General features: G+C 37.7%; 12 protein-coding genes and 1 other annotated feature. Of the genes, 2 read left to right on the top strand and 10 right to left on the bottom strand.

From position 1 onward, the window contains the following. Window positions 1-121: 121 nt before the first annotated feature. The 10 genes from AC2CGR_RS15760 to hemA form a co-directional block, all read right to left on the bottom strand. A complete protein-coding gene (locus AC2CGR_RS15760; RefSeq protein WP_087968456.1) occupies window positions 122-1,423 on the bottom strand; it encodes a bifunctional folylpolyglutamate synthase/dihydrofolate synthase in 1,302 nt (433 codons plus the stop codon). Window positions 1,424-1,516: 93 nt separating this feature from the next. Next, on the bottom strand, window positions 1,517-4,162 hold the full coding sequence (locus AC2CGR_RS15755; protein WP_087968455.1) for a valine--tRNA ligase: 2,646 nt from the start codon (window positions 4,160-4,162) through the stop codon (window positions 1,517-1,519). A gap of 38 nt (window positions 4,163-4,200) precedes the next feature. Beyond that, window positions 4,201-4,433, bottom strand: a binding site (T-box leader). A 122-nt stretch (window positions 4,434-4,555) separates the two neighbouring features. Further along, window positions 4,556-5,581, bottom strand: coding sequence for a spore coat protein YsxE (ysxE, locus tag AC2CGR_RS15750; protein WP_087968454.1), 1,026 nt, complete (start codon window positions 5,579-5,581; stop codon window positions 4,556-4,558). A gap of 62 nt (window positions 5,582-5,643) precedes the next feature. After that, window positions 5,644-6,621 (bottom strand): stage VI sporulation protein D, encoded by a 978-nt coding sequence (gene spoVID / locus AC2CGR_RS15745; RefSeq protein ID WP_087968453.1) that lies wholly within the window; start codon window positions 6,619-6,621, stop codon window positions 5,644-5,646. A 109-nt stretch (window positions 6,622-6,730) separates the two neighbouring features. Continuing rightward, window positions 6,731-8,020, bottom strand: coding sequence for a glutamate-1-semialdehyde 2,1-aminomutase (hemL, locus tag AC2CGR_RS15740; protein WP_000712928.1), 1,290 nt, complete (start codon window positions 8,018-8,020; stop codon window positions 6,731-6,733). Further along, complete coding sequence (gene hemB, locus AC2CGR_RS15735; protein ID WP_029440033.1) at window positions 8,020-9,009, bottom strand: porphobilinogen synthase; 990 nt, start codon at window positions 9,007-9,009, stop codon at window positions 8,020-8,022. Before hemB ends, hemL begins: the two co-directional genes overlap by 1 nt. 20 nt (window positions 9,010-9,029) lie before the next feature. Then, window positions 9,030-9,782: a uroporphyrinogen-III synthase gene (gene hemD, locus AC2CGR_RS15730; RefSeq protein WP_484480992.1), complete on the bottom strand. Its 753-nt coding sequence runs from the start codon at window positions 9,780-9,782 to the stop codon at window positions 9,030-9,032. A 2-nt stretch (window positions 9,783-9,784) separates the two neighbouring features. Next, window positions 9,785-10,714: a hydroxymethylbilane synthase gene (gene hemC / locus AC2CGR_RS15725; RefSeq protein ID WP_001226411.1), complete on the bottom strand. Its 930-nt coding sequence runs from the start codon at window positions 10,712-10,714 to the stop codon at window positions 9,785-9,787. 15 nt (window positions 10,715-10,729) lie between these two features. Continuing rightward, window positions 10,730-11,563, bottom strand: coding sequence for a cytochrome C assembly family protein (locus AC2CGR_RS15720; protein WP_000008996.1), 834 nt, complete (start codon window positions 11,561-11,563; stop codon window positions 10,730-10,732). A 17-nt stretch (window positions 11,564-11,580) separates the two neighbouring features. Then, window positions 11,581-12,915 carry a glutamyl-tRNA reductase gene (hemA, locus tag AC2CGR_RS15715; RefSeq protein ID WP_029440036.1) on the bottom strand — a complete coding sequence of 445 codons (1,335 nt, stop codon included), beginning with the start codon at window positions 12,913-12,915 and terminating at the stop codon, window positions 11,581-11,583. Between the two features lie 415 nt (window positions 12,916-13,330). On the opposite strand from hemA, the gene AC2CGR_RS15710 reads away from it, so the two are divergent. Continuing rightward, a complete protein-coding gene (locus AC2CGR_RS15710; protein WP_087968451.1) occupies window positions 13,331-13,783 on the top strand; it encodes a MarR family winged helix-turn-helix transcriptional regulator in 453 nt (150 codons plus the stop codon). Window positions 13,784-13,785: 2 nt separating this feature from the next. After that, window positions 13,786-14,202 carry an organic hydroperoxide resistance protein gene (locus AC2CGR_RS15705; protein ID WP_000359781.1) on the top strand — a complete coding sequence of 139 codons (417 nt, stop codon included), beginning with the start codon at window positions 13,786-13,788 and terminating at the stop codon, window positions 14,200-14,202. Window positions 14,203-14,204 lie beyond the last annotated feature (2 nt).

The following is a 14,204-nucleotide window of genomic DNA, read 5'->3' as shown; positions in this document are numbered from 1 at the left end:
TCATTTCACAAAAAAACGAGATATTTGTCAGAGGAATTCGCCAAATAACCCTATATATTTATCTTATATGTATGCATTTGACTTCATTTGTAGAACAAAAAAACTAGATAGCAAAGACTATCTAGTTTTTCTCGCGAATATATTTTCGAACTTCCGAAATGAAATAAAGAGAACCTGTTATGATAAAAACATCATTTTCTCCAAGCATTTCAACCTTCGTATCAATTGCCTCTTTCCAATTTTCAAAAACTAATTTTGACTCCTTCTTTGAATACGATGCAAGTTTTTCAGCAGAAATAGCACGATCAAAGGCGAATGTTGTAAAAATAATTTCATCGGCGATCGTTTCTAATCGACCTACCATATTGTGCAATTGTTTATCACCAAGGGCAGTAAATAAAACTATTACATTTTTATCTTTGTAATGTGATTCTACCGTTTTCACAAGACTTTCAATACCTTCTGGGTTATGAGCACCATCTATAATAATATCTGGATTACTTTGCAGTTTTTCAAAGCGCCCCACCCAATACGCTTCCTGTAATCCAGTTCTTATTTCTTCTTCCTCAATTAAAAATGATAAGTATGTTTTTACATACATGACTGCCATAAGCGCAAGTGCTGCGTTTCCTACTTGGTGGCTGCCTTTCATTGTGATTCGCACATCTTCAAAAGAGGCGAAAGGACAAGTGAAATCGAACTGTTCTCCATCTTCACTAGACTGTTTATGTAACGCTGTAAAATGATTGCCCATCTCGTATAAGTTTGCATGATTTTCCTTTGCAACTTTTTGAATGACTTGCAACGCTTCCTCATCTTGCACACCAGTAATAACTGGAACACCAGACTTAATAATCCCCGCCTTTTCATATGCAATTTCTCCTAGTGTATTACCTAAAATATGCATATGATCGTGACCGATATTCGTAATAATCGTGAGAACTGGATGAATCACATTCGTAGAATCAAAGCGCCCTCCAAGCCCTGTTTCAAATAAAACAACATCACAGAAATTAACTTTACCGAAATAACAAATTGCCATAACAGTAATAATTTCAAACTCAGTCGCTTCCCCTAAATCCGTCTCATCTAGTTTTTCAACGACTGGCTTTACCATCTTTACAAGTTCAGTAATCTCTTCATCTGCAATTGGTGTTCCGTTCACACTAATACGCTCGTTAAATGTTTCAATATAAGGGGAGGTAAATGTTCCTACCTTATATTTTGCCCCTTCTAACATGTAGCGCATATATGTTAACGTTGAACCTTTTCCATTTGTACCAGCAAGATGAACACATTTTATGTGACGCTCTGGATTTCCGAGCTCTTCTAGCATCCATCTCATTCTTTCCAATCCTGGTTTAATACCAAATTTCAATCGGCTATGAATCCATCCTATCGCTTCTTCGTATGTATGTATCACGTATGCTTTCCCCTTTCAAAAGACAACCTTCTTCATTCTATTATACGCAAAGAAAAGAGACTCACCAATATAGTGAGTCTCTAAAAAACATTTTTATTTCTCAAGATCCGCTAGACGTTGGCGAACTGCTTCGCGTTTTTCTAGGTAATCTTGCTCTTTCGCACGCTCTCCTTCAATAACTGCTGCAGGAGCTTTCGCTACGAAACCTTGGTTTGAAAGTTTCTTCTGTACACGTTCTACTTCTTTATCGAACTTCTCAAGTTCTTTCTCAAGACGCGCTCTCTCTTCATCAAGATTGATAAGATCAGCTAACGGTAAGAATAACTCTGCACCTGTTACGATTGCAGTCATCGCTTTTTCTGGCGCTTGTAAATCCGTTTGAATTGTTAATTCGCTTGGGTTACAGAAACGCTCAATGTAAGAGCTATTTTTCGTAAGTTGAGCAAGTACAGCCTCATCTTTTGCTTTAATTTGCATTTGAACTTTTTTGCTCATTGGCGTATTAACTTCTGCACGGATGTTACGAACAGAGCGAATGATATCAACTAGAAGGTGCATTTCTGCTGCAGCTTCTGTATCTTGTAAATCTTCGCGAACTGTTGGCCACGCTGCTACTGTAATAGATTCGCCTTCGTGCGGTAAATGTTGCCAAATCTTCTCTGTTACGAATGGCATGAATGGGTGTAATAGACGCATTGTTTGGTCTAATACGTAAGCTAAAATAGAACGAGTTGTTTTCTTAGCTGCTTCATCTTCACCGTATAGAGGAAGTTTCGCCATTTCAATGTACCAGTCACAGAAATCGTCCCAGATGAAGTTGTATAATGAACGACCAGCTTCACCGAACTCATATTTATCCATGTTACGTGTTACGCTTTCGATTGTTTCATTTAAGCGAGTTAAAATCCACTTATCTGCAACTGATTTTTCACCAGTTAAATCGATTTCTTCATACTTCATGTCATCCATGTTCATTAATACGAAACGTGATGCATTCCAAATTTTGTTAATGAAGTTCCAAGTAGATTCTACTTTCTCCATGCTGAAACGTAAGTCTTGACCTGGTGCACTTCCTGTTGATAAGAAGAAACGCATTGCATCTGCACCGTACTTCTCGATAACTTCCATTGGGTCAATACCGTTACCAAGAGATTTACTCATTTTACGTCCTTGCTCATCACGAACTAAACCATGAATTAATACATCTTTAAATGGACGCTCGCCTGTAAACTCTAAACCTTGGAAAATCATACGAGATACCCAGAAGAAGATGATGTCATAACCAGTTACTAGTGCATCTGTTGAATAGTAACGCTTGAAGTCTGCTGCATCTTCATTTGGCCAACCAAGTGTTGAGAATGGCCATAGTGCTGAACTGAACCATGTATCAAGTACGTCGTTATCTTGATTCCAGTTTTCAATATCGGCTGGTGCTTCTGTACCTACATATACTTCACCAGTTTGTTTATGATACCAAGCTGGAATGCGGTGTCCCCACCATAATTGACGAGAAATACACCAGTCGTGAATATTTTCCATCCAACGTAAATATGTGTTTTCGAAACGCTCTGGTACGAACGTTACTTTCTCTTCTTCTTTTTGCTGAAGCGCTACTGCCTTCTCAGCAAGTGGAGCCATTTTTACGAACCATTGTGTTGATAGGTAAGGCTCAACAACTGCACCACTACGCTCACTATGACCTACTGAATGCATATGAGGCTCGATTTCTACTAATACGCCTGCTTCTTGTAAATCTTTCACTAACGCTTTACGGCATTCGAAACGATCCATGCCGTTATACTTACCAGCTTTTTCGTTCATCGATCCATCTTCGTTCATTACTAAGATACGCGGTAAGTCATGACGGTTACCTACTTCAAAGTCGTTCGGGTCATGAGCTGGTGTAATTTTTACAACGCCTGTTCCGAAGTCTTTTTCTACGTACTCATCAGCAATAATCGGAATCTCACGGCCTACGATTGGAAGTGTAACTGTTTTTCCAATTAAATGTTTGTAACGATCGTCTTCTGGATGAACCGCTACCGCTGTATCACCAAGCATCGTTTCTGGACGAGTTGTTGCAAGACGAATGTGACCAGATCCATCTGTTAATGGATAGTTCATATGGTAGAATGCACCTTGAACTTCTTTATGAATTACTTCGATATCAGAAAGAGCTGTGCGTGTTGCCGGGTCCCAGTTGATAATATATTCACCGCGGTAAATTAAGCCTTTTTCGTATAATTGAACGAATACTTTATTAACCGCATCAGATAAACCTTCGTCTAATGTGAAACGTTCGCGAGAATAGTCTAGTCCTAAACCAACTTTCCCCCATTGTTGACGAATGTGAGAAGCGTATTCTTCTTTCCATTCCCAAGCCTTTTCAAGGAATTTCTCACGGCCAAGATCGTAACGTGAAATACCTTCTTCACGAAGTTTCCCTTCTACTTTCGCTTGTGTTGCGATACCCGCATGGTCCATTCCTGGAAGCCATAATACATCGTAACCTTGCATACGCTTCGTACGAGTTAAAATATCTTGAAGAGTTGTATCCCAAGCATGACCTAGGTGTAACTTACCAGTTACGTTCGGAGGTGGAATTACAATTGTATACGGTTGTTTCTTCTCATCTCCTGTTGCTTCAAAATATTTGCCTTCTAGCCACCACTGATAAAGGCCTTCTTCAACGGACATATGATCATATTTAGTTGGTAAATTCTTTTCCGTGTTTGACATTATTTTCCCTCCTTAAAATAAAAAATGCCCCTCATCCAAAAAAGGACGAGGGACATCGCGGTACCACCTTTATTTACAAACAAATTCAGGAATTTGCTTATACTCTTAATTTGATAACGGACAAATCCGTCTTTTCCTAATGAGAACTATTCCGTTCAGAAAAGATGCTCCAGGGCTACCTTCTAACATAACTATCTAGAGAATCTCCCAGCTAATGATTCTCCTCTCTGAAGACGTTTCTTGTTATACTCTTCCCCTTCAAGGCATTTATATGATTGTTAATTATTATATACAATAGTGTAAAAAACGAAACCTTATTCGTCAAGATAAATTTAAGACTACAGCTTTTTGAGTAAAAAAAAGAAGATAAGTAGCATCCTCTACTTATCTTCTTTATCCGTTCCCTTGCTGGGCAGCTTGTAATTGCGAAAGGAAATATTCTATATTACTAACGAGCCAATGCGCTTGTTGCAAACTCTTTACTCCGAGAAGTTCATTTTCCTCATTACGACGCTCTCTTCTTTTCTTATAAGACTGGATTTGCCGAATAAATTGCGATGGATACGTCATATACGCAAACATGAGTAGTTGCTCTTCTTTCGTAAAAGGGAAATTTTTTTGATACATTTGATACCATTCAAACCGATCACTTCGCGCAATTGGATATGTGTTTAACGACCGAGAATAAAACTCTACAATATCTTGCACAGGTGTTGCAAACTTCGATTTTTCTAAACTAATAAAATAGCCATTCCGTTCATAATCAAATAAAAAATGATTAAGTGATACGTTACCATGTACAAAAGTAATACGTGTTTTTTCTTTTTCTTTCATCGCATCGTTCCACTCATTTAATTGCTTCGTTGCAAACTCACGTGCTCTCATTACATGATGATAATACGTACAATATTGCAATTCAAATGGAGACATATACCACTTCGCTTCCGATTCTACAAGAAACTCCTCTAACATCTCTCCATCATTTTCCCAGCGATCGGATATATTTGTATAATGTTTTTCTAAATCCTCTTCTGTATACGTTTCTTCCTTTACCGTTTTTTGATGCAACGTTCCGAGAGTCTGAAACATTTTATGGTATTGATCATTATCCTCGCCATTTCCTTCCGCACGCTCTAACCAAGGCATTAAATAGTAATTATACGTACCATCACTTAAAATATAATTTCCATCCGTCGCATGGTATATAGGTACATAATTTGAGAAACCCTTCTCCTTCAAATATTGAATATGGTGCAGAAAGTTATTCCGCTCTAACTTCCTGCCTTCTATTTTCTTGAGCGCATATGGACCTTGATTCGTATAAATTTTCGTTACGCTTCCGTGCTCTTCCATATGCTGCGTATCCAATCTATATTGCCTTACAATGGGTTCATAGCGATTTCGTAATTCCATATCCATACGAATAACCCTTTCTATTCAAAACATCGCCTTTAGAAAAATAAGTGAGTGAAAACACTCACTTATTTCGCTTTTGCTCTTGAAACAGGAATATAAATAATTTGTCCTGTAGTTAAATATATATCTTCTGTTTGATTGACACGGTATAAGTTTTGTACAGATGTTTCATAACGTTCTGCAACAGATTCGATCGTATCTCCTTCTTGCACGAAATACATTCTTAACTTTGTAAATTCTTCTTCCGGTTCTTTCGTAAATAATTTCGTTAAATAAAGCGCATTTTCATCTCGCTGTGAATACGTTTCTTCTTCTTGCTCTTCTTGTTTTTTCGCTTTTTCTTTCTTGAAATCTTTTCGTCCGAACAATTCAAATTGCGGCGTTGTTTCTTTCTCCTCTTCACGCTCTACAAATTCATGTTCTTCTATTTCCTCTTCCTCTACTTCTTGCTCTTTTCTTTCTTCTAATTGGAACGGTTCAAACGCGTAATCTTCCCACTCATCTGATTCCTTATAAGCTGGTTCTTCTACTTGCGGCGTTGGTCTATTTTCATCCTCTTGCTCTGAATCATCTTCTAACTCAGCGTATGCCGTTTCTTCCTCTTCATCCTCGATTCTTTCTTCATCACATAACCCTGTAATAGATATATCCGCTAATAATTGTAAGCAACCATTTTCCTTTAGTTCATAATCAAATTCCTCGATAGATACATATAGTTCTTCAATTACTTTCACACGGTTTCTTGGGATTGATATTTCAAGCGGAAAGGAATGAACAAGCTCATTAACCCCATCTTCTCTTGTTTCTACATAATCAATGGACTTCGCTGGCGATAGATCTCTTAATGAATAAGCTGAATCATCTTGCCTTGCAACATACTCTCCCGTTAAATCTAATTGCCCTCTCACAATAACCTCATGATCAAGCTCTTCTATCTCAACGTCTGGATCTAACGAAATTGACAAAAGTTCTTCGACTTCCTGTCCTTTTTGGAACCAAACAGATTCTTTTAATGAAAAACGTAATGAATGATCTGCTGCCACTTCTTTTCCCCCTCCCAAACTATATGTCATTACAGATTTATGTACGGAAAGCTGACTTTATGAATAAAAAAAATCGCTCCCCTTTTGGAGAGCGATTTTTTTTATTCAATTAAGCTTTTAATTTTGACATGGCAATTTCAGCCGCTGCAATCGTCGCTTCAATATCTGCATCACTATGTGCTGTCGATAAGAATAAACCTTCGAATTGAGATGGTGGCAAGAATACACCTTGCTCTACCATTTCACGATAGTAAGCTGCAAAGAATTCTAAGTTTGAAGATTTTGCTGCATCGTAATTAATAACTGGTTCGTCTGTAAAGAAGATACCAATCATAGAACCCGCACGGTTAATATGATGCGGAATGCCATGTTTTTCAGCCGCTTTACGTAAACCAGCTTCTAACATTTCAGCTTTACGCTCGAATTCTACATACGATTCTGGCGTTAACTGTACTAACGTTTCATAACCTGCTGCCATTGCTAGTGGGTTACCTGATAAAGTACCTGCTTGGTAAATCGGTCCGCTCGGTGCAACTTGGCGCATAATTTCTGCTTTACCACCGTATGCTCCTACTGGTAATCCACCACCGATTACTTTACCTAAACAAGTTAAATCAGGTGTTACACCGTAATAACCTTGCCCGCAATTATAAGCAACACGGAATCCTGTCATTACTTCATCAAAAATAAGCAATGCACCATTTTGCTCTGTTACTTCACGAAGACCTTCTAAAAATCCTGGTTGCGGAGGAACAACACCCATATTCCCTGCTACTGGTTCTACAATAACACAAGCAATATCATCACCGAATTGTTCGAAAGCGTATTTCACACTTTCTAAATCGTTATACGCTACTGTAATCGTATTTTTCGCTACACCTTCTGGTACACCAGGGCTATCTGGTAAACCTAGCGTTGCTACACCAGAACCCGCTTTAATTAATAACGAGTCACCATGACCGTGATAACAACCGATAAATTTCAAAATTTTGTTACGGCCTGTATAACCACGAGCTAAACGTAGCGCACTCATCGTTGCTTCTGTTCCAGAATTAACCATACGTACAATCTCAATTGATGGTACACGCTCAATAACAAGTTTCGCTAATTTATTTTCAATTTCCGTTGGGGCACCGAAGCTTGTACCTCTTTCAGCAACAGCTTTTAAAGCCTCAACAACACGATCATTTGCATGACCATGAATTAAAGGACCCCATGATAATACGTAATCGATGTATTCATTTCCATCGATATCATATACTTTAGAGCCTTTTCCACGCTCCATAAACAACGGATTCATACCGACAGACTTAAAAGCACGAACTGGGCTATTTACGCCACCAGGCATTAAATCTTGCGCCTCTTCAAACGCTGCAATCGACTTATCAAACTTTTTCATTATTTAGCGCCTCCTTCTTGTAACCATCTTGCTGCATCTTTCGCATGATACGTAATAATTAAATCTGCTCCTGCGCGTTTCATACTAATTAATTTTTCAAGTACAACTTCTTTTTCATTAATCCAACCATTTTGCGCTGCCGCTTTAATCATTGAATATTCACCGCTTACGTTATAAGCAACGACTGGTAAATTAAAGTTATTTTTCACATCACGAACGATATCTAAGTAAGAAAGAGCTGGCTTTACAATTAAGAAATCTGCCCCTTCCATTACATCTGATTCTGCTTCACGGAATGCTTCCATGCGGTTCGCTGGGTCCATTTGATATGTTTTACGATCACCAAATTGCGGTGCACCATGTGCCGCATCACGGAATGGTCCGTAAAATGCTGATGAATATTTCACAGCGTACGACATAACTGGTACATGTCCAAAACCATTTTCATCTAATGCGTGGCGAATTGCTGTTACGAATCCGTCCATCATGTTTGATGGCGCAATAATGTCTGCTCCTGCTTTCGCTTGGCTTACAGCTGTTTTTGCAAGAACTGCAAGAGACTCGTCATTTAAAATAATACCATCTTCAATTACACCGCAATGACCATGGCTTGTAAATTGACATAAACATGTATCCGCCACTACTACTAGCTCAGGGAATTCACCTTTAATTTGCTGAATCGCACGTTGCACAATTCCATGATCACAATATGCTGATGATCCAACTTCATCTTTTTCAGCAGGTAAACCAAATACAATAACAGAACGAATACCTAAATCAACAACTTCTTGCATTTCAGCTTGCAATAAATCTAAAGACATTTGATATACGCCTGGCATAGAAGGCACTTCATTACGAACATTTTCTCCTTCTAATACAAAAATAGGGTAAATAAAATCTTCCGTATGTAAAAACGTTTCACGCACAAGCGCACGCATGCCCCCGCTTTGTCTTAAGCGACGATGACGATTAAATTGTAAAGAGTTCATAGATTTCTATCCCCATTCTTTTATTTTATAGATTCACAAATGCATTGTAGTAATGCCTCTACAGTGTACTCTTTCGGCATAATAATATGCGGAAAATAAAGGCTCGCCTCTTTTTCCGTAATAGGCCCTATACAAGCAATTGTACATTTTTTTGTCCATTCTCTCCAGTCTGTACCCTCAAGTAAACGAACAAAACTAGTAACAGTTGAAGGGCTCGTAAATGTAATAACGTCCACTTTTCCTACTTCTAACGCTTCTATAAGCTCTCGCTTTTTCTCTACATTTTCTTTCGTACCATATACGATGAGCTCATCTAGAGAAACACCCATTTCGCGAAGCGCAACTGGAATTACATCTCTCGCTAAATTCCCTTTCGGAAATAAAATGCATTCGTTTCCACTTAATCTTTTTACAAACTCTTCTGCAAATACTTCTGCAACAAATGAAGTTGGAACGAAGTCCACTTCATAGCCTCGCTTTTCTAACTCTAACTTTGTTTTCACACCTACTGCAGCAATTTTAGTCGTTACAGGTAGCTTCTGTCCCAAACGATTTAGAAAAAAAGCTACCCCATTTTTACTCGTAAAAATAACCCAGTCATACGAATGTAACTGCTCTGCTATATGTTGAATTTGCCTATGAGACATACCTTCCATACGCAAAAGCGGAATTTCCAATGGAATTCCGCTCTTTTCTTTCACCGCTACACTCATTTGTTTTGCTTGATGCTGGGCACGTGTAACCAATACCGTTTTGCCAGCGAGAGCGCTCATATTTATTGTTGCCCCTTATTTGCAGCAAGAATGAGTTCTTTTGCGCCTTGTTTAATTAAACGGTCCGCAGCCTCTAACCCTACTTTCTCTGGATCAGTTCCTACTACTGTCTCTTTCAATAAAACCGAACCGTCCATAGACCCGACAAGAGCTGTTAATTCGATTGCATCATTTTCTGTAAGAGTTGCATATCCAGCGATTGGAACTTGGCATCCACCTTCAAGTTTATGAAGAAATACGCGTTCTGCTGCCACTGTTTTTTCTGTTACTCCATCATTCATATGAGCTAACAACTGTAGTAAATCCTTATCATCCTCACGACACTCAATCGCTAATGCACCTTGTCCTACAGCAGGTACACATAACGTCTCATCTAAATGTTCTGTAATAACTTCATTATCCCAGCCCATTCTTTGTAATCCTGCTGTCGCTAAAATAATTGCATCGTAATCTTCTTCTTTTAATTTGCGTAAACGTGTATCGATATTTCCGCGAATCCACTTCACTTGTAAGTCTGGTCTCGCAGCGAGTAGCTGTGCACTACGTCTTAAACTACTCGTACCTAAAATAGCGCCTTCTGCTAACTCTTTAAACGATGCACCGTTTTTTGAGATAAAAGCATCACGAGGGTCAACACGCTTCGGTGTACAACCGATCATTAATCCTTCTGGAAGTACGGCCGGCATATCTTTCATACTATGTACAGCCATATCAATTTCTTTCGTAAGTAACGCATGTTCAATCTCTTTCACAAACAAGCCTTTGCCGCCTACTTTTGAAAGAGTAACATCTAAAATAACATCACCTTTTGTGACGATTTCTTTTACTTCAAATTCATATGGTAAACCTAGCGCTTTTAACTGATCAATAAACCAGTTCGTTTGCGTTAATGCTAATTTACTCTTTCGTGACCCTACAATAATTTTGCGCATAATTTTCTCTCCTCATTATAAATACCAAAAGTGGAAGTTGGATAAACTGCTTAATAGAAAAATATTAATTAGCATTACGAGAAATGCTCCAATGTTCCACTGCACGATTTTCTTCCCTTGTAACACATCTGCGGCTCGTAAATATAGGCCAGCACAATATACAAATAGTACGACAAAAGACCCAATCACTTTCGTATCATACCAATGGAAATTGTCCAATTTTGTATATCCCCATATGCATCCTAATAAAATGGCTAGTAAGAAAAATGGAACAGAAAATAAATTTAATCCGTAAGACATCGATTCTAGCTTCGGTAAATTCCCTAATCTTCTTAATCTCGCATTCCATTTTTTCTTTTTTAATAGGCGATATTGCAATAAATACATAATAGAAAAAATGAACGATACAGTGAATGTTGCATAAGAAATAATAGCCATACCGACATGTACGTATACAAGTTCCGAAACTAATTGCTCTGCAAGTACCGGCGACATCTTTCCAAGCGGCGTAAAGATAGAAAAAGCGCTTACGCCAAATGCAACAACATTTGTAAAAAAGACTAAAAAATCGATTCTCATAAATCGATTAATGACTAACGACATCGTAATCAATAGCCAAACATAAAAATAAATCCCTGATAATAAGGTTAAAAGAGGGTTCGTTTCTGAATCTGTAGCTCTAAGCAACATAAAAATAGAATGCAGAACCCATACAATCGAAAGTAACCAAAAAGCAAATCGGTTCGCCTTTCGGTTACTTTGGAAATAATCTATAAAATATAAACTAATGCTACAAGCATATAAAATAATTGCAATATGATAAATAATACTGTTATTTAAAAAACTCATCCGATCATCCTTCCAAATTATAAAGATGGAACGGATGGTGTCCACGCTCTTTTATGTTCTACTTCTTCCGCACGACTCTCTACGTCTTCCATTTCTAAATCGAAAATCTTTGCAAATAACGCTAATTTTTCGTCTGCTCCCTCTTCAGCAGCTATTTCTTTCGCTACTAAAATTGGGTCTTTTAATAATTGATTAATAATACTTTTCGTATGCTTACTAATTACTTTTCTCTCACGATCACTAAGATTCGGTATTTTTCGTTCCAGGCTTTCCATCGTTTCACTTTGGATAGCAAGTGCCTTATCACGAAGAGCTGATATTAACGGAACGACACCAAGTGTACTTAACCACGTTTTAAATAAAACAATTTCCTCTTCAATCATAAATTGAATTTTCTCTGCTTCTTTCAAACGCTCAGCACGGTTCGCTTCCACTACTCCTTGCAAATCATCAATGTCATATAAGAAAGAACCTTCTAACTCATCAATCGCTGGATCAATATCACGCGGCACTGCAATATCAACCATAAATAATGGACGGCCAGAGCGCATTTTCTCTACCTTTGTCATCATCTCTTTCGTAATGACATAATCCGATGCACCAGTTGAACTAATTAAAATATCAGCTTCTAATAATGCACATTGTAATTCACTTAAAGGTTTTGCATGTCCCATATATTTCTCAGCCATTATTTCTGCTTTTGAAAGCGTCCTATTCATGACTGTTACTTTACGAGCACCGCTTCCATATAAGTTTTGCAGTGCAAGTTCACCCATTTTACCAGCACCGAGAATAAGCACGTGACAATCTGTTAACTCGCCGAATATTTTCTTCCCTAGCTCAACAGCAGCATAACTAACAGACATCGCACTTTCACCAATTGTCGTTTCTGAGTGAGCACGTTTCGCTAATGTAATAACTTGCTTAAACAATTCATTAAAAATTGTCCCTGTTGCTTTTACTTGTTGGGCTTCTAAAAAGCTATCTTTTATTTGACCTAAAATCTGCGTCTCTCCAACTACCATAGAATCTAAACCGCAAGTTACGCGGAATAAATGATCTATTGCACCATCTTGTTCAAAAATAGTTAAATATGGTGCGACTTCTTCTATTTCAAGCTGAAACCAATCAGCTAAAAACTTCTTAATATAATACCGTCCCGTGTGTAATTGATCGACAACAGCATAAATCTCAGTGCGATTACAAGTTGATACAATGACATTCTCTAACACGCTCTTTTGATTTTGTAATGTCGTCATTGCTTGCTCTAGCTCTGCTGCCTGAAATGTGAGTTTCTCACGAAATTCTACAGGGGCTGTTCGATAATTTACACTAACAACAAGAATATGCACGCAGCATGTCCCCCTTCACCCGTTTTATCACTTTATCTACTATCATAATACAACTTTCCTCTTATGAATCTGACAATCGTGTGAACAACCGATTATTTTTTATTTATTCTCCGTATGTAATAAAGGAGATTCAGTAAAACGAATAAAAATTTTCTACTTTATAATGATTATAAATTAATAACTCTATTTGTACGTTACCAAAAAAAGCCCTCATAATCAAGTGATGGAAACTATTCCATATGAATTATAACATCATCTTTCCTATCTTCTTTCATCATGAAGGAAAATATGTATGATTGTTCCAAATTGTAGCACGAACTTTCTCAATACAATGTATTTGACATTGTATTTCTTTTTCGTTATATTGGTTTTACAAAATTAAATTGCGCGCAACTTAATAAGAAAGGAGTTATGTATGGTAGATAATTCTTTACATCTAGATAACCAACTTTGTTTTTCCATTTACGCCTGTTCTAGAGAGATGACACGCTTTTACCGACCGTATTTAGAAGAAATGGGCATTACGTATCCACAGTACATTACTTTACTCGTACTATGGGAGCAAGATGGACTAACAGTAAAAGAAATTGGAGAACGTCTATTTTTAGATTCAGGTACGTTAACACCTATGTTAAAACGAATGGAATCATTAAACCTTGTAAAACGCGTTCGTTCCAAAGAAGATGAGCGAAAAGTATGTATTGAATTAACAGAACAAGGTAAAGATTTACAAGAAAAGGCTTGTTCATTGCCAAAAACGATGGCAACAAATTTAGGAATTACAGAACAAGAATATCGTTCTTTATTAATTCAATTAAATAAACTAATTGAAACAATGAAAACAATTAATGATAGAAAAGGGGAATAAACATGGATAAATTATATACTGCTTCAGTAACTGCTACAGGTGGAAGAAACGGAAAAGTAGTCTCAGATGATGGCATATTAAATCTTGATGTAAAAATGCCGAAAGCACTAGGTGGTGCAGGCGGAGAAGCAACAAATCCAGAACAACTATTTGCTGCTGGTTATGCCGCTTGTTTTGATAGTGCATTACAACTTGTCATTCGTACAAAACGTGTGAAAGTAGAAAGTACAGAAGTAACTGCTCACGTTTCTATCGGAAAAGATACAGATGGTGGTTTCGGCCTATCTGCTGTACTTGATGTACATGTCGCTGGCGTCTCACATAGCGAAGCACAAGAACTTGTAGAAGCCGCTCACGGTGTATGTCCTTACTCGAAAGCAACACGAGGAAATATTGAAGTTACGTTAAATGTACGCTAAAA

It is taken from the genome of Bacillus sp. LSHTCR4, from assembly GCF_057197025.1.
This window is presented reverse-complemented; position numbering and strand designations above follow the sequence as displayed.